The sequence below is a fragment of the uncultured Sphingomonas sp. genome (assembly GCF_934560975.1).
Taxonomy (GTDB): domain Bacteria; phylum Pseudomonadota; class Alphaproteobacteria; order Sphingomonadales; family Sphingomonadaceae; genus Sphingomonas_I.
Map to the genome: position 1 here is coordinate 1 of NZ_CAKTFO010000016.1, position 20,300 is coordinate 20,300.

Here is a 20,300-nt window from a genome sequence, read left to right on the forward strand (position 1 = left end):
CTGGCCACGCTCGTCGTCAACAAGCTGCGCGGCGGCCTGAAGGTCGCGGCCGTCAAGGCGCCGGGCTTCGGCGATCGTCGCAAGGCGATGCTGGAAGACATCGCGATCCTGACCCAGGGCGAGGTGATCTCCGAGGATCTCGGCATCAAGCTGGAGAGCGTCACGCTCAACATGCTCGGCACCGCCAAGCGCGTGTCGATCGACAAGGACAACACCACCATCGTCGACGGTGCGGGTGAAGCCGATGCGATCCAGGGCCGCGTTGGCGCGATCCGTCAGCAGATCGAGAACACCACCAGCGACTATGATCGTGAGAAGCTCCAGGAGCGTCTCGCCAAGCTCGCCGGCGGCGTGGCCGTGATCAAGGTCGGCGGTGCGTCCGAGGTCGAGGTGAAGGAGCGCAAGGATCGCGTCGACGACGCTCTCCACGCGACCCGCGCGGCGGTCGAAGAGGGCATCGTTCCCGGCGGCGGCACGGCCCTGCTCTATGCCTCCAAGGTTCTGGAAGGCATCACCGGCGCCAATGACGACCAGACGCGCGGCATCGACATCGTCCGTCGCTCGCTGACCGCGCTGGTTCGCCAGATCGCGACCAATGCCGGCCATGACGGCGCGGTGGTTTCGGGCAAGCTGCTGGAAGGCAACGACCCGACCATGGGCTTCAACGCCCAGACCGACACGTACGAGAACCTGGTCCAGGCCGGCGTGATCGACCCGACCAAGGTCGTCCGCACCGCGCTCCAGAACGCAGCATCGGTCGCTGGCCTGCTGATCACCACCGAAGCGGCGGTGAGCGAGCTTCCGGCCGACGACAAGGCTCCGGCGGGCGGCATGCCCGGCGGCGGCATGGGCGGCATGGGCGGGATGGACTTCTAAGTCCAACCTTCTCCACACGAAGATCGGGCCGGGGGATCATGTCCTCCGGCCCTTTTCGTATGCGCTTCACATTCTTGAGCGCGCGCCCCACGATCTCCTCCGACGTGCCGTTCGGATAGACGTTGGCGGCGTCGAAGAAGTTGATCCTGCTTCCACCGCCTTACGCAGGATCGGCCTGCTGGCCTCCTCGTCGAGGGTCCAGGCATGATTTCCACGATCGGGGATGCCGTAGGTCATGCAACCGAGGCACAGACGTCACACGTCAAGGCCGGTGCTGCCGAGTTTTACATAATCCGTCATTGTTCTCGCCCGCTCTACTCATGGCCTTAACCAACCGACTGCGGTGACGTCGCAAGCCGCGCCACGAGCAACGATGCATCTGGCCGGCCTGCGGCGACCACGGCAGATCAAACCCGAGAACGGCACCTGAACACATGTCGGTGTCGGCGCCCATTCGGGCCGCTCCGAGTGACCGGTAGTGGGTCGGGCCGGCCGGCACCTGATTTCCTGTTCAAGCCGGAGCTGCCGCGCCTTCCCCTTGTCCCCTCGCGTCCTTGCAACATACTCTTGTCGCGGAGACTGCCTTCACTGTGGCGGCTGACCATTGGAGGCCATCAGCCCACCATCCACCGGCAGGTTCACGCCCGTCACCATGCGCGCGTCGTCGCTGGCCAGGAACGCCATCACCGCCGCGATATCCTCCGGGCGCGCCGGCGTGCCGAGCGGCATGCGCTCCTTGAACTTGGCCATCAGCTCCGGCTCCGCCTGCATGTCCTTGGTCATGCCGCTGTCCGTAAAGCTGGGATTGACCGCGTTGACGCGCACACCGTCCTTTGCGGCGTCCAGCGCCATCGCTCGCGTCATGTTGCTCACCGCACCTTTCGAGGTGTTGTAGGCGAACATGTTCCAGTCGCCACCCAGTCCGGAGACGGAAGACGTCATGACGATGCAACCTCGCGTCTTCACCAGCTCCGGCATGGCGGCCTTCGCCATGTGGAAATAACCGCCAACATTGACGGCCAAGACATGGTCGAAATCCTCTTCACTGGTCTGGACGATGTCACCCTGCGTCGCGATGCCGGCATTGTTGACCAGGATGTCGAGCCTGCCAAACCGGTCCACCGCCGCCTTGACGGCCGTGACCGCCGCATCTTTGCTCGACGTGTCGCCCGGCTGAACCGAAAGGCGATCCTGGGGCAGCTCGGCTGAGGCTTCCTCCAGCTCAGCCCGATCGAGGTCGACGACAACGACGTTCGCGCCCTCGTCCGCAAAGCGACGTGCGGCCGCCCGGCCGATGCCGGACGCAGCACCGGTGACGAGCACCGTCTTTCCCTCAAACCGGGCCATGGCAGCATCCTCGCATTGTGTACGCAACACCAACGGCGGTATCCGGCCCGAGTTGCACGTCAGCACTGAAAGCCGTCCGTTGCGACTGGCTCCGGCAGTGCCAGGCGGGCTACCGGCTAGCGGCGCATGCCTGTTCAGGCGTTTGCCGGTCGGCTCGTCGGCGAGGATCAACTCGGGATCAACGACGATCGCCCGGGCGATGGCAGCGCGCTGCTGCTGGCCGCCGGATAGTTGATGTGGATAGGCTGTCGCAAGGCCATATTCAGCATCGGGACGGCCGATCGACAAGCGCCAACAATCCACCGCCCTTCCTGTAGTGTCGGCAGGATCGCATCGGAACTTGCACGTCACGGCGACCTTACAGGCACACGCGCGTTGACGCTTTATGTCAGATTGGCCTCACGGAACTGGTGAAATGGTCCGCCGCGTCCGGGCGCAAGACTGGGCGGCCACGCCGCTGGGCCTGGTTGCGGCGTGGAGTGAACGTCTGAAGGCGGTTGTCGACCTGCTGCTGGCGGCGGAGCTGCCGATGATCGTGCTCTGGGGCCCCGAGCTGATCCAAATCTACAATGACGGCTACGCCAAGATCATGGGTGTGAAGCACCCAATCGGGCTGGGGCAGCCGACGCGCGACTGCTGGCCCGAGGTCTGGTCGATCAACGCACCCATCTACGAGCAGGTGCTGGCGGGCGGCGCGGTCACCTTCGAGAATGCGTTGTACCCGCTCACGCGTTCCGGCGTGCTGGAGGACGCCTGGTTCACCTTGTCCTACAGTCCGGTGCGGGACGAGAGCGGCGCGGTTGCCGGTGTGCTCGTGACGTTGATCGAAACCACGGGCCAGGTTCTGGCGCGGCGCGAGCGGGCGGAGGTTGAGGCGCGGCAGGCGTTCCTGCTCAAGCTGAGCGATACCCTGCGAGGCGAGCCGGATGCGGACGCGGTCGCGTATCAGTCGCTTCAGATGCTCTTCGACCATCTCCGGCTCGATAGATGTTACATCACCTACTATCGACCCGAGGATGACGAGGCCGACTTTCCCTATCAGGTCGGCAACGATACCGTTCCGCCGCTTCCTGCCAAGGTCCGTCTTTCCGATTTCCCCGATGCGTATGAACAGGTGCTCGAAAAGACGTTCGTGATCGAGGACGATTTCGAGAGGCGCGGCCTGTCGAACGCCGAGCGCGCCAGCAGCACCGCCTTGGGAATGCGGGCGATGTTGGCGTCGACCGTGCGGAGAGGTGAGAAGAATCCGCTCTGCTCGATGGCTGCGGTGTCGTCCCGCCCGCGTCATTGGACTCCTGCCGAAATAGCGCTGGTCGAGGAGGTCGCAGAACGTACCTGGGCGGCGATCGAACGTGCGCGCGGCGAGGGAGCGCTGCGTGACAGCGAGACGCGGTTCCGGGCGCTGGCGACCGCCGGCTCCTACCTGATCTACCGCATGAGCCCCGACTGGCGGCTGATGTATCAATTGGAAGGCGGCGCGCTCGCACCGACGGAAGCGCCCATCGAGGACTGGATCGATAAATACATCCTCCCCGAGGATCTTGCGCAGGTGAACGCGACGGTGGCCGAGGCTATCCGCACCAAATCGATGTTCGAGCTGGAGCATCGGGTCCGTGCCGCTGATGGCGGCATAGCCTGGGTGCTGTCGCGCGCCGTGCCGATCCTGGGAAGCGACGGCGAGATCGTCGAGTGGTTCGGTGCGGGTGCCGACGTGACGGAGCGCCGTCGCGTACAGGAGGCGCTGCGCGAGAGCGAGGCCAGGCTGATTGCCGCCTTCGAGAGCGTGCCTGTTGGTGCGGCGATTATCAACATGGACGGCAACGTCGTGGTTTCGAATGCCGAGTATCGCCGCTTCCTGCCTTCGGGACTGATGCCCTCTCGCCATCCGAAGATCGCCGCACAATGGCGGGCTTGGGACATGCGGGGCCATCCGCTCGAACTCGACGACTTCCCGGGTGCGCGAGCGATGCGTGGTGAGAGCGTCGTGCCTGGTCAGGAGATGGTCTTCACGGACGAAAACGGGCAGGAGACCTGGACCAGTGTCGCCACGGCCCCGACCCGAGATGAAGGCGGGCGCGTGACAGGCGCGGTTTCGGTCATCGCTGACATCGACGTCGCGAAGCGCAGCGCCGACGCCCTGCGCCAGAGCGAAGAACGGTTTCGGCAGTTCGGCGAAGCCTCCCAGGACATTCTCTGGATCCGCAATGCCAAGACGCTCCAGTGGGAGTATCTCACGCCGGCGTTCGAGGTGATCTACGGCGTGAGCCGACAGGAGGCGCTCGCTGGCGAGAACATGCGCAACTGGCTCGATCTGATCGTGCCCGAGGATCGGCCACTCGCGCTGGAGAACCTTCGGCAGGTCCGCGCAGGAGAACAGGTTGCCTTCGAATATCGCGTCAGGCGCCCATCGGATGGCGCGATCCGCTGGCTGCGCAACACCGACTTCCCGATCCGGGACGAGAGCGGGGAGGTGACGCTGATCGGTGGCGTCGGCCACGACCTGACCGAACTCCGCGAGACCGGGCTACGTCTGCGGGCGCTGATGGAGGGCATCCCACAGTTGGTGTGGCGCGCGGTCGATGGGGGGCACTGGACCTGGGCCAGCCCGCAGTGGACGGCATTCACCGGGCAGGAGGAGGCGGATAGCCACGGGTCGGGATGGTTGAAGACGCTCCACCCGGATGACCATGATGTCGCCCGCGATGCCTGGGATCATGCGATGGAGCGCGGCGGCATCGATGTCGAGTATCGCATCTGTACGCGCGACGCCCGCTCCTACCGCTGGTTTCAGACGAGGGCCACGCCTGTTCGAGATGAAGCGGGATCGATCATCGAGTGGCTGGGAACGTCGACTGACATCCATGATCTGAGGCTGCTCCAAGACCGCCAGCAGGTGATGGTGCAGGAACTTCAGCACCGCACCCGCAATCTCATCACCGTCGTCAACGCGCTGTCCAAACAGACGCTAAAAAGCGCCACGTCGCTCAGCGACTTCGATGTTCACTTCAAGGATCGGCTTTCCGCTTTGTCCCGCGTACAGGGGCTGCTCTCCCACCTGTCGGCGGGCAAGCGGGTGACGTTCGACGAGTTGCTGGGGTCTGAGTTGGCGGCGCTGGGTGCGCCTGACGACAAGGTGACGCTGGACGGACCCGAGGGCGTGCCCCTGAAATCGGCCACCGTGCAGACCTTCTCGCTGGCGCTGCACGAGCTGGCCACCAACGCCTTGAAGTACGGAGCGCTTGCCGCCCCGGACGGACATCTCACCGTCCGCTGGGGCGTGATCCATGCCGATCGGGACGGCCCCAGGCTCCAGGTCGATTGGCGTGAAACCGGTGTGGTCATGACCCATGTGAGCGACCGCCCTCGTGTAGGCGGCTACGGGCGCGAGTTGATCGAGCGTGCCCTGCCTTACCAGCTGGGGGCGAAGACCAGCTACGAGATGGCGACCGATGGCGTGCATTGCACGATCGACGTTCCCGCCTCGACGGCTACGGCAGAACCGGACTGAACAGTTGAGCACAGCGTCGTTGCAAGGTCGAAGCATTCTCGTCGTCGAGGACGATTACATGATTGCTCAGGACGTTCAGGATGAACTGGAGGAGGCCGGAGCGACCGTCGTTGGGCCGGTGCCGGCGGTCAGCGCAGCACTGCGCCTGATCGAAAGCGAGCCAATCGACGCGGCAGTGTTGGACGTGAACCTCGGAGAAGAGAGGAGCTTCCCGATCGCGGAGGCTCTGGAAGCCAGAGCGATACCGTTCCTCTTCGCGACCGGCTATAACTCGGCCGATATACCTTCTGAATGGCAGCGTGCGGTTATCGTCATGAAGCCGCTCCGCATCGCCGCAGTCGAACAGCTTCTAGCGTGCGGTGACCCGCGCTAACGCGTCGACAACCTTTGCCGCGTCGATCGGCTTCAAACAGAATGGCACGTCGAGATGTTTGTCGGGATAGTCCCCCGGTCACAGCGACTCCTGCCCGCTAAATGGATCTTGTGTTCCGAATAACTTTGCGTGGATCAAAGTAGCGGTTGGTAAGCAGATAATCCTGCCCCACCGTCCCGTGTAGCACGTTGAGCGCTGTAAGGATCAGTGCTGCGGCGCACCCATCCCCATGCTGAGCAGGCCGCCGACCAGCACCTTCAGGTCGCGCTTGCGCGCCTCACCCGTGGCAATCGCCTCCCGCACGCCGGTATCGGCGGCGGTCATGGTGAGTTCGAGTTTCTTGCTCCTGAGCCCTCAAAGGCTGTTCAGCAAAGCGTCGCAAGGTTCAGGGGGTCAGCCCGGTCAGGTGATGACGGTCGGGGCCTTGCGGCCAGTATGGCGGGTGATGCCGGCGAGGTCATCTGCAGCGTCGACGAGCTCGGCCAGCACCGCCGCAGTGTCCACATCCAGAATGCCGTCCGGCGCCTCGTAGCGTTCGAGATAGACGCGCAAGGTCGCGCCGCTGGTGCCGGTGCCGGACAGACGGAACACGATGCGCGCGCCGCCTTCGAACTGCAGCCGCAATCCTTGGCCGCGACTGAGCGAGCCGTCGACCGGATCCAGATATTCGAACTCGTCCGCCCGGGAGACGGTGAGATTGCCGGTCGTGCGGCCGGGGAGGTCGGGCAGAGCGGTGCGCAGCTCGCTTACCAGTTGCTCCGCCGCGGCGCTTTCGAGCCCCTCATAATCGTGCCGCGCATAATAGTTGCGGCCGAACCGCGCCCAGTGATCGGCCATGATCGCAGCCACGCTCTCGCGTCGCACCGCCAGGATGTTGAGCCAGAGCAGCACCGCCCACAGCCCATCTTTCTCTCTGACATGGTCCGATCCGGTGCCGGCGCTTTCCTCGCCACAGATCGTCGCCATGCCGGCATCCAGCAGGTTGCCGAAGAACTTCCAGCCGGTCGGCGTCTCGTGCAACGGCAGGCCGAGTGCGTGCGCCACCCGATCGGCAGCGCCGCTGGTCGGCATCGAACGGGCAATGCCCTTGAGGCCGCGTGCATAGCCGGGGGCGCGGTGGGCGTTGGCGGCAAGCGCGGCCAGCGAATCCGACGGCGTCACGAAGATGCCGCGGCCAAGGATCAGGTTGCGGTCGCCATCCCCGTCGGAGGCAGCGCCGAAATCGGGCGCATCGGCGCCGAACATCCGCTCGAACAACGCGTGCGCATGGACCATGTTCGGATCGGGATGATGGCCGCCGAAATCCGGCAGCGGCGTGCCGTTCACGACCGTGCCCGCCGGCGCCCCGAGGCGGCGCTCCAGGATTTCGTGCGCATAGGGCCCGGTAACGGCATGCATCGCATCGAAGCTGAGGCGGAAGCCGCCCGCGATCAGGTTGCGGATCGCGCCGAAATCGAACAACTGCTCCATCAGCTCGGCATAATCTGCAACGGGATCGATCACCGCGACGATCATGCCCGCCACCTGCGTTTCGCCGAGGCGGTCGAGATCGACGTCAGGGGTGTCCACCGTCAGGTAGCGGTCAATCTCCTTCGATCGGGCGTAGATGGCGTCAGTGATCTTTTCCGGCGCCGGACCACCATTGCCGATGTTGTACTTGATGCCGAAATCCTCGTCCGGCCCTCCGGGATTGTGGCTGGCGGAGAGGATCAGCCCGCCGAACGCCCCATATTTGCGGATGACGTTGCTGGCCGCCGGGGTCGAGAGAATGCCGCCGAGGCCCACCAGCACCCGGCCGAAGCCGTTGGCGGCCGCCATCCGGATCACCGACTGGATCACCTCCTTGTTGAGGAACCGACCGTCGCCACCGACCACCAGCGTCTGCCCAGAGAAATCGTCGAGCACGTCGAACACCGACTGCACGAAATTTTCGAGATAGTGCGGTTGCTGAAACACCCGCACCTTCTTGCGCAAGCCGGAGGTGCCGGGTTTCTGGTCGGCGAACGGAGCGGTGGTGATCGTCAGGGTCATGACGCCACATTGCCAGACTGAGATGACCGGTAAAGTCTTTAAGGAGAGGCAGCGACCAGTTCGGCCGCCGGTTCGGACGCGTTCAAAGCGGCCTCAGTCCAGAAGATGAACGAACGGTAGAAACTGGGACGCCGCTGGAGCTTGCGAAAAGGGGCCGGGGATCGTCCCGACCCCTTTTCGTCCGCTCGCTGGATCAGCGGCGGACGTCGTTGGCAGCGCGATTGGCGGTGTTGCCGACAGCGTTGAGGCCGTTGGCGGTGGCGTTTGCGGTCGCGTCGCCGGCCCGGTCGAGCGCGGCGCCGGCCTGGTCCGCACCGTTGTCGATCGCGGTGCCGGCACGGTCGAGGCCGTTGCCGATCGCGTCACCCGCCTGGTTCGCGCCCTGTTGCGCATCCGCCGTGGCATTGTCGGTCGCCGTGCTGATGTCGTTGCCGGCCGAATCGACCACCGCCCCGGCATGGTTCTGGGTTTCCTGCGAGCAGGCGCCGAGCGAGAGGGCGGCGGCGGCGATCAGCGGCAGTGCGATGCGCTTGGTCATGGCAAATCCTTCATCCTGTTTACCCGGCGGGACCAACACCGATCGAGGCGGAAAGTGCCGTCAACCTATGCCAATCACCTCGATTGCCTCGCTCTTGCCCCCGAACGGGAGCAGATCGCCCTCGCCAGCACCCAGCAATGCCCGCGCCAGCGGTGCCGACACGCCGAGCAGGCCGGCGGCCGGCTCCGCCTCATCCTCCCCGACGATGTGGACCTTGCGCTCGGCACCGTTGAGGCGAAACGTCACGCGGCTGCCGAAGCCGACCTCATCGACAGGCGCGGCCGGGGCGAGTTGCGCGGTGGCGAGCCGCTGCCGCCAGTAGCGGAGGGTGCGCTTCTGATCGTCGTCGGGCGCAGCCAGCGCCTCCAGTTCGGTGACCCTGGCCTCGATCTGGGCCAGGCCGCGCTCCGTTACCAGATTGGGGCCGGGCGGGATCGGCAGCTCGAACCGGGGTTCCTTATGCTCGTCGTCGCTCTCGCGGCGGAAGGCAACGCTCATGCAGGGCTCCAAAGATGATCAAGCGGGCAGAAGCGCGGATCGCGCCGCCGGGTTCCGTCACGCCCCGTTGAGCGTTTCGGTTTGATCGCCCCCGTCCTCATCCCCGGCCGGTGCGACGGCTGAACGCGCGGTTGCGGCTTCGGCGGCCGGACGCGGCGCGGGCCGGTAGACGGGTGCGGGCCCGCGACTGGCGGCATCGGCCGCCGCCAGGTCCGCCAGCGTCTTGGCGGCAGTGGCCGTGCGCTGGTTGGCGTCGGCGTCCAGCGTCACGTCTGCCACCCCGCCGCGATTGCAGGCGGCCAGCGCCAGCAGCAGCAGCAAGGGCGCGGCGCGGCCGATCACGGGCGCGGCGGCTGTGCCGGGGGCACGTCGTCGCCCGGCATCGGCGCGCTGCTTTCCGGAAGCCCGGCAGCATCGGCGGCCGGCACGGTCCCATCGTCGCCCGGCATGGGAGCCGCGCCTGGCGTGGCCGCGCCGTCCGTCGGCACGGGTTCGTCACCCGGCAAGGGAGCGGCACTCTGCCCAGCGGAGGTGGCCGCATTGGGTGCGGTGCTCGCGTCTCCGGTGGGCGTCGGCACAGCCTCCGCCGCCGGCGCGAAATCGTCGGCCGGGCCGGCGTCCATGCCGTCTTCCTGGTCGAGGATCTGGGCGCGACGCCGCTGGAGATAGGCCGACCGCGCCGCCGCATAGGGATCGAGGCTGGATTTGAGGAAGGCATCGGCGCCGCTGTCGGTCAGGTCCGAGCGCGCGCTGACGATCTGCCCCGCGCGGTAGCCGCGCTTGTACCAGACGTTCACGTCCGCCTGGTTGACGGCCACGTTCACCGGGTCGCCAAACGCCGCCACGCCCGATCCCACGCCGTCGCGCAGGGTGGAGGGGCCGAGCAGCGGCAGCACCAGATAGGGCCCGCCATTCACGCCCCACTTGGCCAATGTCTGGCCCAGATCCTCCGGCGCGGGCTGCACCCCCATCTTGCTGGCGCGGTCGAACAGGCCGGCCACGCCGATGGTGGTGTTTATCACGAAGCGCCGCAGGTTGGTAACGGCCCGCTTGGGCTTGCCCTGCAGCAGATTGTTCACCAGCGACCACGGTTCGGTGAGGTTGGCGAAGAAGTTGCTGACGCCCTGGCGCACCGGACGCGGGGCGACCGTGCGGTAGACGCTGGTCACCGGCTTGATCACCACCTTGTCGGCGGCCTGGTTGACGCCCCACATGGTGCGGTTGAACCCTTCAAGCGGATCGCGCTCGGCCAGCCGGTCCTGGCCGGGCACGGTGGCGCAACCGGCGGTCAGCAGGCAGGCGAGCGGAACCAGCGCAAAATGGGAGCGTGTCATGGCCGCGCCGTGCCATAGCCGCGGCGATGCGACAAGGGAGCGGACGCTTGACGTGGCGCTCCTGTGGACGAACTGTGCGTTCATGGTATCCCCCCTCATCCTGTTCCGGGCTCTCGCCGATCCGACTCGGCTGCGCATCATCGCCTTGCTACGGCGGATGGAATTGTCCGTGGGCGAACTGGCGCAGGTGCTTGGGCAGAGCCAGCCGCGTGTGTCGCGCCATGTCCGCATCCTGTCCGATGCCGCTTTGTGCCGGCGGCGACGGGAGGGCAGCTGGGTGTTCCTGGGGCTCGGCCCGGCGGCGGTGCCGACCCTGTTCGCGACCATCGACGGCTGGCGCGACTCCGCGACGGAGAAGTGGGAACTGGCGGACGCGGCGCGGCTGGAAGCCGTGCAGGCCGACCGGGCGGCGGCGGCGGAGGCTTATTTCGATGCCCATGCGGCGGAATGGGATGCGATCCGTTCGCTCCACGTGGCCGAGGCGCAGGTGGAAACCGCGATCGTCGGCGTACTCGGGGGACAGCCGCTGGGCCGGCTGGTGGACATCGGCACGGGCACCGGCCGCATGCTCACTCTGCTCGGCCCGCAGTCGGACAGCGCGATCGGGATCGATCGCTCACCGGAAATGCTGCGCCTTGCCCGCGCCAGGCTGGGCGAGGCAGGGATCGAGCGCGCCGACCTGCGGCAGGGCGACATGTATGCCTTGCCCGTCAAGGATGCGGCGGCCGATACGGTCGTGCTCCACCTCGTGCTCCATTACGCACAGGCGCCGGCGGCGGCGATCGCGGAGGCGGCGCGGCTGCTGCCCCCCGGCGGGCGGTTGCTGATCGTGGACTTTGCCGCGCACGAGCAGGAAGAATTGCGCGAGCGGGAAGGCCATGCCCGGCTCGGCTTCGATGACGAGCAGATCGCGCACTGGTTCGACGCGGCCGGCCTTGCCTCCGCCGCGACCGAGACACTTGCGGGCGGCGCGCTGACCGTGAAACTGTGGCTCGGCACGCGCGCGGCGGGAGACCGGCGGCTGAAGGCGGTGGCATGATGCGCTGGCTCTTGATCCTGCTGGCGCTGGCCGGCATCACCACCACGCGGGCAGCCGCGCCGACCCACATCACGCCCGCCCTGGTGGCCGAAACCACCGTGCCCCGCGCGGGATCGCGCGTGACCCTGGCCATTGCCATGCGGCCGGATCCGACCTGGCACGGCTATTGGCGCAATCCGGGCGATGCGGGGCTGGAGGCGCGGATCGCCTGGACCGCGCTGGCCGGGCTTCGCTTCGGCCGGTTGGTCTATCCGGTGCCCGAAACCCTGCTGCTCGCCGGGCTGATGAACTATGTCTATGCGCATGATTACGCGCTTCTGGTCCCACTGGACGTGCCGGCCGGGCTGAAGCCGGGCATGGTCCTGCCGGTCAGCGCCAAGTTCGACTGGCTCGCCTGCAATCCGCAGATGTGCGTGCCGGAAACCGCCACGCTGGCGCTGCGGCTGACCGTGGGCGACGGCACGGTCACGCCCGACCGGCGGGCGCAGTTCGACCGCTGGCGGGCCGCTTTGCCCCGGCCGCTCGGGTCCAAAGCGACCTTCCAGATCAGCGGCAAGCGCTTCCGGCTGGAAGTGCCTTTGCCCGCCGGCGCCGCCGCGTCGCAGCCCTATTTCTTTCCGCTGACCGATGGCGTGATCGATTATGCCGCCAGGCAGGTCGCCACCCGCAGCGGCAATCGCCTGGTCATCCAGACGGCGGCGCGGGAGGGTAGCGCAGCGAAGACGGTCCAGGGCGTGTTGCGGCTCGATCCGGGACGCGGCCTCTCGCTCTCCGCCACCGCCGGGACCGTGGCAGCCGTGGCGCCCCTGCCCGGCCGGCAGGATGGCGCCACGGGGCAAAGCGGTGGGAGCGGCTTCCTGCTGGCCTTTGGCGGCGCTTTGCTTGGCGGCCTGCTGCTCAACATCATGCCGTGCGTGTTCCCGATCCTGAGCCTCAAGGCGCTCAGCCTCGCCCGTTCTGGCGAGAGCGAGGGCACGGCGCGGGCGGAGGCGCTGGCCTATACCGGCGGCGTGGTGCTGGTCTGCGCCGGGCTGGGCGCGGCATTGCTCGGCCTGCGCGCCGCCGGTGGCCTCGCCGGATGGGCATTCCAGCTGCAGGATACGCGCGTCATCGGCCTGCTGATGCTGCTGGTGCTGGCGATCGGCCTCAACCTGGCGGGCCTGTTCGAACTGCCGACCTTTGCGGGCGGCGACCGGCTGGTGCGTTCCGGGGGCGCCGCCGGAGCATTCTGGACCGGCGCGCTGGCGGCGTTCGTGGCGACGCCGTGCACCGGTCCGTTCATGGGAGCGGCCTTGGGAGCGGCGCTGGTGCTGCCTGCCCCTGCCGCCGTGGCGGTGTTCGTCGGGCTGGGCGTGGGACTGGCCCTGCCCTTTCTGCTGCTCGGCTTCGTGCCCGCGCTCCGCCGGCTGCTGCCGCGACCGGGGGCGTGGATGGATCGCTTGCGCCGCATCCTGGCGGTGCCGATGCTGGTGACCGCGCTCGGCCTGTCCTGGATCCTCGGGCGTCAGAACGGGGTGGACGGGATGACGGCCGGCCTGGCCGCCGCGCTGATCCTGGGCCTGGGCTTCTGGTGGGCCGGCCGGCGGCAGATGCGGCTGGCGGGCGGGGCCTGGCTGCCGGCACTGGTGGGGGGTGTAGCCGCAGCCGCTCTGGCGACCAACGTGCCGCGCGCGCCCGCGGAGGCGGCACCGCAGCAGGCCGGCACCGAGCGGTTCGACGAGGTTCGGCTGGCGGCCCTGCGCGCCACCGGGCGGCCCGTCTTTCTGTATTTCACCGCCGACTGGTGCCTGACCTGCAAGGTCAACGAGAAAGCGGCTATCGAGCGCGGTCCGGTGACGCAGGCGTTCGCGGCCAGAAAGGTCGCGGTGATGGTCGGCGACTGGACGCGCGGCGATCCCGCGATCAGCCGCTTTCTGGAGGCGCATGGCCGCTCGGGCGTGCCGCTCTACCTGTATTACCCGCCGGGCGGAGGCGAGCCGCGCGAACTGCCGCAGGTGTTGACCCCGACCATGCTCACGCAGCTCGTCTGAAGCGTACCGATCGGCGCCGCCGCTTACCTCCCGCGAGCGCCCTCAATCGAGCGTGCGGGGACCGACGCGCGCAACAGCAATGCTGTGGCGCCCCGATCGCTTGGTCGAACCGGAGATCGCGTTCGACACAACCAAGCCGCACGTGCAAATCGGTGAAGGTCGCGTAGACTTGGGTAAAGTTGTTCAAGTCCATCATCGGGAGCGTTCATGCATCGCCGTCAATTCCTTGCATCCACGGGTCTCCTCTCAGCAGCCGTGGCCCTGCCAGGCTCGGTTCGCGCCGCTTCGGGCGGTCCCGACGCGGAGTTCCGCGCGATGCTGGATCGCTTCTTCTACGCACGGCTGGAGGACAGCCCCGAACAGGCGACCTCGCTCGGGCTCGACACCGGCGCGCGCGCGCGCCTCAAGTCGGTGCTGGACGACACGTCGCGCGCCGGTCAGGCCAAGCAGTTCGCCCGTGCGCGGCAGGAGCTGGCGGCGCTGAAGACAGTGCGGCGCGATGCGCTGAGCGATGCGGCGCGGCTCGACTATGATGTGGTGGAATATGGCCTGGATCGGGTGATTGCGGGGCAACGCTACACGTTCGGCGCCAGTGCCGGCCGGTACGCGCCATATGTCCTGTCGCAACTGACGGGCGCCTACCGCGACGTGCCCGACTTCCTGGCCAACCAGCACAGGGTCGGGAACGCCGCCGACGCAGACGCCTATGTCGCACGGGTGCAGGCGTTTGCCGGCGCGATCGACGCGGAAACCGAACGCCAGCGCGAGGACGCCGCCAACGGCGTATTTGCCCCCGACTACATCCTGGACACCACGCTGAAGCAGCTGGCGGCGGTGCGCGACAAGGCGCCCGACGCGACCGGCCCGGCAACGGACCTCGCCGCCAAGCTGAAGGCCGCCACTCTGCCGCCGGAGCGCGCCATGACCGTGGCCACGCTGATGCGTGAGCAGGTGTTTCCCGCGCTGGATCGGCAACGCGCGCTGGTGGTCGAGCTAAGGGCGCGCGCCCGGCACGATGCGGGCGTGTGGCGGTTGCCCGACGGCGACGCTTATTACGCCGCGGCGGCGAGTGCCGCGACCACGGTGGAGATGACGGGCGACGAGATCCACAGGCTCGGCCTGGCGCAGGTGGCGGAGATCGGCGCGCGCATCGACGGCATCCTCAAGTCACAGGGCATGACCCAGGGCAGCGTGGGCGAACGACTGGTGGCACTGAACAAGCGCCCAGACCAGCTTTACCCCAACACCGATCCGGGTCGCGAGGCACTGCTCCGGCAATTGCGCGGTCAGATCGCCGCCATGACCAAACGCCTGCCCGAGCAGTTCGCCGTCCTCCCGCAGGCGCCGGTCGAGGTCCGCCGCGTTCCCGAGGCGATTCAGGCCGGTGCACCCGGCGGCTATTACCAGTCGGCCTCGCTCGATGGCACGCGGCCAGCGATCTACTTTATCAACCTGCGCGACACGTTCGACCGCCCCAGGTTCGGCCTGGCGACGCTGAGCTACCACGAAGCGGTGCCCGGTCATCACCTCCAGGTCATGTCCGCGCTGGAGAGCAAGGACATCCCGCTGATCCGCCGGCGCGGCTTCTACTCGGGTTACTCCGAGGGGTGGGCGCTCTATTCCGAACAACTCGCCGACGAGATGGGGATGTATGAGGGCGATCCGCTCGGGCAGGTCGGCTTTCTGCAATCGTTGCTGTTTCGGGCGACGCGCCTGGTGGTGGATTCCGGCATGCACGCCAAACGGTGGAGCCGCGAGCAGGCGACGGACTATCTGATCGCCACCACCGGCATCGCGCGCGGACGCAGCCAGGGCGAAATCGACCGCTACACCGTCTGGCCGGGCCAGGCATGCAGCTACAAGATCGGCCATACAGTCTGGGTGCGGCTGCGCGACGAAGCCAAGCGCAAGGCCGGCGCGAGCTGGGATCCGAAGGCGTTCCACCGGATCCTGACCATGGGGGCCATGCCGCTGAGCGTGCTGGAAAAGGTCGTGCGCCAGCAGATGGCATAGACGGCGGCTGCGCTGGAGCCCGACTTTCAGGCGTGGCGCGCATGGCCGCCGTCGGGCGACTGCCGACAAACGGCGTCGGTGGCACCAACCGGTGCCGTTCTCCCATCGCTACACCATCATAAGTGCCGGGCACCATGAACGCAGTTGGCGGACGCGCGTTAGGGGACAGGCTCCGAGCGGAGGAGCGCGATTTTTACGTCCTGGGAGAAGTCCGACATGGCAGAGCCTTTCACCATTGCCGTGCCGGACGAGCGGCTCGCCGCGATCCGCGCAAAGGCGGAGGCATTCGATTGGGTCATGGTACCGGACGCAGGGTCGTGGCAATCTGGCGTAGGCCTTGAGGATCTCAAGCGCCTCGTCCGGCATTGGCTGACGCGCTACGACTGGCGCGCACAGGAACGCCGCCTCAACACCATGCCGCAGTTCACGGCCGATATCCTCGGCCAGCGGCTCCACTTCATCCACATGCGCGGCGATGGTTCGCGCATGCCGGTGCTGCTGCTCCATGGCTGGCCAGGCTCCTTCCTCGAATTCGAGGGGCTGATCGCGCCGCTGGTCGCGGACGGGCACGACGTCATCGTCCCGTCCCTTCCAGGCTATGCATTTTCGGGCCGGCCGGCGGCTCCGATCGGACCGAAGCGGACCGCCGACCTTATGCATCACCTGATGACCGACCTGTTCGGCGAAGAACGTTACCTCGTCCAGGGCGGGGATTGGGGTGCCGCGATCGGGGCGTGGATGGCGCACATGCACCCCGATGCCGTCGCCGGGCTCCACCTCAACATGGTGCTGGTCCAGGCAGAGGATGCAGTTCCCAAGAAGGCGGAGGAGCTTGCCTGGGCGGCACGGCGTGCCGAGTTGGCCAAGGAGGAAACCGGCTACGCGCAGGAGCAGGGTACGCGACCGCAGACGCTGGGCGTCGCCATGTCGGACAGTCCGGTGGGTGTCGCGGCCTGGATCCTGGAGAAGTTCGGCGCCTGGGCGGACGTGCCGCGCGACGAACATGGCAAGCCCGATCTATGGCAGGCATTCGACGAAGACCTGCTGCTGACCAACATCATGCTCTACCTTGTGGAAGGCGCATTCGTGACATCGACCTGGATGTATCGCGGTCGCGTGCTGGAGGGATCGGGCCAGTTACCTGCCGGTACGCGGATCGACGTGCCGACCGCTGTCGCGGCCTTTCCCGACCCGGTCTTTCCTGCGCCGCCGCGGTCGCTGGCCCGCAAGACCTATCGAATCAAGCAATGGACCGACATGGCCGAAGGCGGGCACTTCGCGGCGCTGGAGCAGCCCGAACTGCTGCTTGCGGACATGCGCCGCTTTTTCGCGTCACGGGCGGTAAAACGCCGATTGCCGGGACGTCTGGCGACGCTTGGCAAGGGCGGCCTGATCGCGGCCGCATTGGCGGCCACTGCTTATGGTGCCCGTGCCGCGAGCAAACGCCCAGGTCGGTAAGCGTTCACCTGCCGGGCCCGCCGGGTTGCTCGCGTTTCGCCCGTACCGCAATGGGCTCGCGCGCCAAGGTTCACCGGGCTGCAAGGAGGCCGTCGGCATGGCTGGGCCATTGCAACATGCGGCAGTCCGCAGTCGGACCATGACGGTGTCGATGTCAGGGCCGGGAGGGTCGGCGTGAGCACATCACCGCGCCATGTCGCAATCATTGCGCCGCCGACCGCCGGTCACTTAAACCCCCTTCAGGTCCTTGGAGCCCAGTTGGCCCGCGCCGGTCACGCCGTAACCGTCGTCCACACCGGCGAGGTGGCTCGCTACATCCACGAACCGGGCGTGTCGTTTGCGCCGCTGCCGGACGATGCGGTGGGGGCATCGCTCGACACCTACCTGGCCCGGCTGGCCGCTCCCACGGGTCTGGGCGGCCTGACCCGCATGATCTCGGCAACCGCGGATATGACTGCACGGCTGCTCGACGGCGCGCCGGCAGTGCTGGACAGGATCAAGGTCGACGCAGTGATCGCCGACTCCGCCGAACCCGCCGGCGCCTTGATCGCGCAGCACCTGCGCATTCCGCATGTCGTCAGCGTCACCGGCTTGCCGCTCTTGCGGGAGGACGACGTTCCTCCGCCTTTCGTGAGGTGGCGCTACCGGCCGGATCGGCTCGGGCGCTTCCGCAATCGCGGCGGATATGGCGTAGCCAACCTGCTGATGCGCCCGATCGACGCGGTGGTCCGAGGGCGCAGGCGCGACTGGAACATCGACGACGCTGTCCAGCCACTGGCCTATGTCGCGCAATGCCCCCGCGGGCTGGATTACCCCCGGCGCGATCTGCCCGCGCATTTCCATTACGGGAGCCCCTGGCGCGCGTCCGCGCGCGCAGAGGTCGACCTGCCCATCGGTGACCGACCGCTGGTCTTCTGCTCCCTGGGCTCGCTGCAGGGCTCACGCAAGGCGCTGTTCGCGAGCATGTCGGCGGCGTGCGCGGCGATCGGGGCACGCGCCGTGATCGGCCACGGTGGCGGCCTGACCCCCGCGGACGAGGCGGCCTTGCCGGGACAGCCGCTGGTGCGTGCCTTTTGGCCGCAGGAGGCGGTGTTGCGCCGTTGCTCGGCGGCCATCTTGCACGGCGGGTTCAACACCGTTCTCGACGCGCTTGCCGCGGGAGTGCCGATCGTAGCCGTGCCGATCGCGTTCGAGCAGCCGGGAACCGCCGCGCGGCTTGCGCGGATCGGCGCCGCGCAGGTAATCACGCCGCGCCAGCTGTCGGTCACCCGGCTGGCCCATGCCCTGCGGCACGTCGTCGTGGACCCCGGCTATCGGCAAGCGGCTATGCGCGTCGCAGCGGAGATGGACGCCGTGGGCGGTGCCAGGGCCGCGGCCGCGATCGTCAGCGCTGCGCTTGCGAGCGCGCCCTGACCCGCGGCAGCTGCCACCATGGCATGTGCGGGCTCAGATGGTGCTCGTGATGGTAGGCGCCGAAGTGGAAGCACGTCAGCAAGGAAGCGAGCGGCGACCAGCCGTTGCTCCTGGCGTGATGGCCGTCCACGAATGCCGCATCCTCGTGCCTGTGCGGCAGGTAGGTGCCGAACACGAACAGCTGACCCAACGCCAGCAGCGCCGGCACGGCCCAGAATGCCACGATGTTGAGCAGGGAGACACCAAGCAGCATGTAGACGATGGCGGCGGCCGTGATCCGCAGGATCTGCGCATGCGTGTAATAGCCGGTGAAGAAGCGGACGAACCACGGCCATGCGCGCCGGGGCTCCGTGGGATGGAAATCGGGGTCATCCTCCGTGCCCGGCGCGCGATGGTGGGCATGATGCTTGGGGTAAAGCACACGGTAGGACAGGCCGGCATAAGCGGCGAGGCACAGAGTGCCGACCAGCGTGTTCAGTCTCGGCCACCTCGGCCCGAACGATCCGTGCATGCAGTCGTGCGCGATGATGAACAGCCCGGTGCTCAGCCAGGTTTGCGCCACGATGAGGGCCACCGCAATCGGGGCCGTCTGCACGCGCCATTCCCACAGGAAGATGCAGCCGATGTGGATCGCCAGCCAAGCGGACCCGATCGCCGCGGCGAGCAGCAGGTTGGCACCCGCATCGCGAGCGGCCGACGTCATCGCGCGGCCGGCCCGGGCCATTGCCGCGTGATCCCGGCTGCGCGCTGTGCCGACAGGAAGCCGATACCGCCGCTGCCGCACCGCTGATGAACGAGCATGTCGTGCACGACCAGGATGCGCCTTTCAATCCAGGACATCGATTGTGCCCGATACAGGCAGTCCGCGATCGCTGAAAGCGCTTATCGGGCGGGCAGTCCGCTGGCGAGCGGCATAGGCCTGCGCACAAAGCGTAGCCAGATGTTGCCATATGCCGGAGGATGCCATCGCCAGCGCCGCCGGGGCCAGGGCGATGCCAGCCAGAACGTCTACGCCATAATGCCCGCCGAACAGCGGTGTGGCGAGGATGGTCAGGCCGGCCCAGATCGGCGCGATCACGCGCAGCCACGGCACGTCGCGTTGCGCCCAGGCCAGAATGATGGGCAAGGCCGCATGGTAGCTGGGGAACGTGACGATCCCCCACAGGTGGGTGAGGTCCAGCGTGCGCAGGCTTCCATCCCGCAGGCCGGCGATCATGTCGCGCTCCATCCAAGCCACCGATGGCCAGAGCAGCCTGTAGCCGGCCGGATCGAAGACATTGCCCATCGCGGGCGTCAGGCCCGAGATCAGGATGGTTGCAAAGCCGCTCATGATCGCAGCGGCGACCGCTGTTTCCAGCGGCTTCACGCGTCCCGTGCCGCTCAATGCCACGATGCAGACGATCATCTGAAGCGGCAGGCTGTGATAGGCGACTCCGCCGATCCAGACGGACGCCGGGGCATTGTCGGCGGCATCGAACACGGCCGGCCAATCGAAGCCAAGTTGCCGATCGATCCGCGCGAGGGCGCCATCCCAGACCATGCCCCCGCGTGCCGCCAGGGCGTAGGACAGGACAACGCCCAGGATGGTAAAGAGCGTCATCAGCAGAAACGCACTCGCCCCCGCATAGAGCCTGGGACGCCCGGTCGACCGGCCGACGATCGAACCCGCGGCCAACAGCAGCACAGCGACGCCCGGCACGGCCAATCCGCCGAAGCGAAAGCCCAATCCGTAGCAGGCCAGAAGGCAGGCAGTCGCGACCGCCACGATCAGCGCCCACGATCCGGCATAGCTTCCCGTGGGCGTCCGTGACATCAAGGGCTCAACGCGGTTCTGCTGTGCCG

17 protein-coding genes and 1 pseudogene are annotated in these 20,300 nt (G+C 67.4%); 8 read left to right on the forward strand and 10 right to left on the reverse strand.

What is annotated here, in order from left to right; genetic code table 11:
* A partial coding sequence (groEL, locus tag Q0D93_RS10615) for a chaperonin GroEL (protein ID WP_294393815.1) occupies positions 1-876 on the forward strand: 876 nt, incomplete at its 5' end.
* 70 nt (positions 877-946) lie between these two features.
* Here groEL and Q0D93_RS10620 read toward each other — a convergent pair.
* Together Q0D93_RS10620 and Q0D93_RS10625 are read right to left on the reverse strand one after the other, a co-directional pair.
* Positions 947-1,113, reverse strand: a pseudogene (locus Q0D93_RS10620) (aldo/keto reductase); the annotation flags it as partial.
* Positions 1,114-1,461: 348 nt separating this feature from the next.
* Positions 1,462-2,511, reverse strand: coding sequence for a glucose 1-dehydrogenase (locus tag Q0D93_RS10625; protein ID WP_366510275.1), 1,050 nt, complete (start codon positions 2,509-2,511; stop codon positions 1,462-1,464).
* A 127-nt stretch (positions 2,512-2,638) separates the two neighbouring features.
* On the opposite strand from Q0D93_RS10625, the gene Q0D93_RS10635 reads away from it, so the two are divergent.
* Positions 2,639-5,731 carry a PAS domain-containing protein gene (locus Q0D93_RS10635; protein ID WP_294393818.1) on the forward strand — a complete coding sequence of 1,031 codons (3,093 nt, stop codon included), beginning with the start codon at positions 2,639-2,641 and terminating at the stop codon, positions 5,729-5,731.
* A gap of 19 nt (positions 5,732-5,750) precedes the next feature.
* Positions 5,751-6,104 (forward strand): response regulator, encoded by a 354-nt coding sequence (locus tag Q0D93_RS10640; protein WP_294393967.1) that lies wholly within the window; start codon positions 5,751-5,753, stop codon positions 6,102-6,104.
* A gap of 97 nt (positions 6,105-6,201) precedes the next feature.
* Here the strand turns inward: Q0D93_RS10640 and Q0D93_RS14890 are convergent, their stop codons facing one another.
* From Q0D93_RS14890 to Q0D93_RS10665, 6 genes are all read right to left on the reverse strand, one after another.
* Positions 6,202-6,291, reverse strand: a complete 90-nt coding sequence (locus tag Q0D93_RS14890; RefSeq protein ID WP_366510276.1) for a hypothetical protein — start codon at positions 6,289-6,291, stop codon at positions 6,202-6,204.
* Positions 6,292-6,506: 215 nt separating this feature from the next.
* Positions 6,507-8,135 carry an alpha-D-glucose phosphate-specific phosphoglucomutase gene (locus Q0D93_RS10645; RefSeq protein WP_294393822.1) on the reverse strand — a complete coding sequence of 543 codons (1,629 nt, stop codon included), beginning with the start codon at positions 8,133-8,135 and terminating at the stop codon, positions 6,507-6,509.
* A 193-nt stretch (positions 8,136-8,328) separates the two neighbouring features.
* Complete coding sequence (locus Q0D93_RS10650) at positions 8,329-8,673, reverse strand: hypothetical protein (RefSeq protein ID WP_294393825.1); 345 nt, start codon at positions 8,671-8,673, stop codon at positions 8,329-8,331.
* Between the two features lie 60 nt (positions 8,674-8,733).
* On the reverse strand, positions 8,734-9,171 hold the full coding sequence (locus tag Q0D93_RS10655) for a GreA/GreB family elongation factor (protein WP_294393828.1): 438 nt from the start codon (positions 9,169-9,171) through the stop codon (positions 8,734-8,736).
* A gap of 57 nt (positions 9,172-9,228) precedes the next feature.
* On the reverse strand, positions 9,229-9,513 hold the full coding sequence (locus Q0D93_RS10660; RefSeq protein WP_294393832.1) for a hypothetical protein: 285 nt from the start codon (positions 9,511-9,513) through the stop codon (positions 9,229-9,231).
* Positions 9,510-10,505 carry an MlaA family lipoprotein gene (locus Q0D93_RS10665; RefSeq protein WP_294393834.1) on the reverse strand — a complete coding sequence of 332 codons (996 nt, stop codon included), beginning with the start codon at positions 10,503-10,505 and terminating at the stop codon, positions 9,510-9,512. Before Q0D93_RS10665 ends, Q0D93_RS10660 begins: the two co-directional genes overlap by 4 nt.
* An 82-nt stretch (positions 10,506-10,587) precedes the next feature.
* On the opposite strand from Q0D93_RS10665, the gene Q0D93_RS10670 reads away from it, so the two are divergent.
* The 5 genes from Q0D93_RS10670 (at position 10,588) to Q0D93_RS10690 (ending at position 18,458) form a co-directional block, all read left to right on the forward strand.
* Positions 10,588-11,544: a metalloregulator ArsR/SmtB family transcription factor gene (locus Q0D93_RS10670; protein WP_294393837.1), complete on the forward strand. Its 957-nt coding sequence runs from the start codon at positions 10,588-10,590 to the stop codon at positions 11,542-11,544.
* Complete coding sequence (locus tag Q0D93_RS10675) at positions 11,541-13,574, forward strand: thioredoxin family protein (protein ID WP_294393841.1); 2,034 nt, start codon at positions 11,541-11,543, stop codon at positions 13,572-13,574. The genes Q0D93_RS10670 and Q0D93_RS10675 overlap by 4 nt, the downstream gene beginning before the upstream one ends.
* Positions 13,575-13,781: 207 nt before the next feature.
* Positions 13,782-15,587 carry a DUF885 family protein gene (locus Q0D93_RS10680; protein ID WP_294393844.1) on the forward strand — a complete coding sequence of 602 codons (1,806 nt, stop codon included), beginning with the start codon at positions 13,782-13,784 and terminating at the stop codon, positions 15,585-15,587.
* Between the two features lie 216 nt (positions 15,588-15,803).
* On the forward strand, positions 15,804-17,045 hold the full coding sequence (locus Q0D93_RS10685) for an epoxide hydrolase family protein (RefSeq protein WP_294393847.1): 1,242 nt from the start codon (positions 15,804-15,806) through the stop codon (positions 17,043-17,045).
* 258 nt (positions 17,046-17,303) lie between these two features.
* The gene (locus tag Q0D93_RS10690) at positions 17,304-18,458 is read left to right on the forward strand and encodes a glycosyltransferase (protein WP_294393849.1); all 1,155 of its coding nucleotides are present in this window, start codon (positions 17,304-17,306) and stop codon (positions 18,456-18,458) included.
* On the opposite strand, the gene Q0D93_RS10695 is transcribed toward Q0D93_RS10690, so the two are convergent.
* Both Q0D93_RS10695 and Q0D93_RS10700 read right to left on the reverse strand, forming a co-directional pair.
* Positions 18,430-19,182 (reverse strand): fatty acid desaturase, encoded by a 753-nt coding sequence (locus Q0D93_RS10695; RefSeq protein WP_294393850.1) that lies wholly within the window; start codon positions 19,180-19,182, stop codon positions 18,430-18,432. The genes Q0D93_RS10690 and Q0D93_RS10695 overlap by 29 nt on opposite strands.
* A gap of 102 nt (positions 19,183-19,284) precedes the next feature.
* Positions 19,285-20,271 (reverse strand): phosphatase PAP2 family protein, encoded by a 987-nt coding sequence (locus tag Q0D93_RS10700; protein ID WP_294393852.1) that lies wholly within the window; start codon positions 20,269-20,271, stop codon positions 19,285-19,287.
* Between the last annotated feature and the right edge of the window lie 29 nt (positions 20,272-20,300).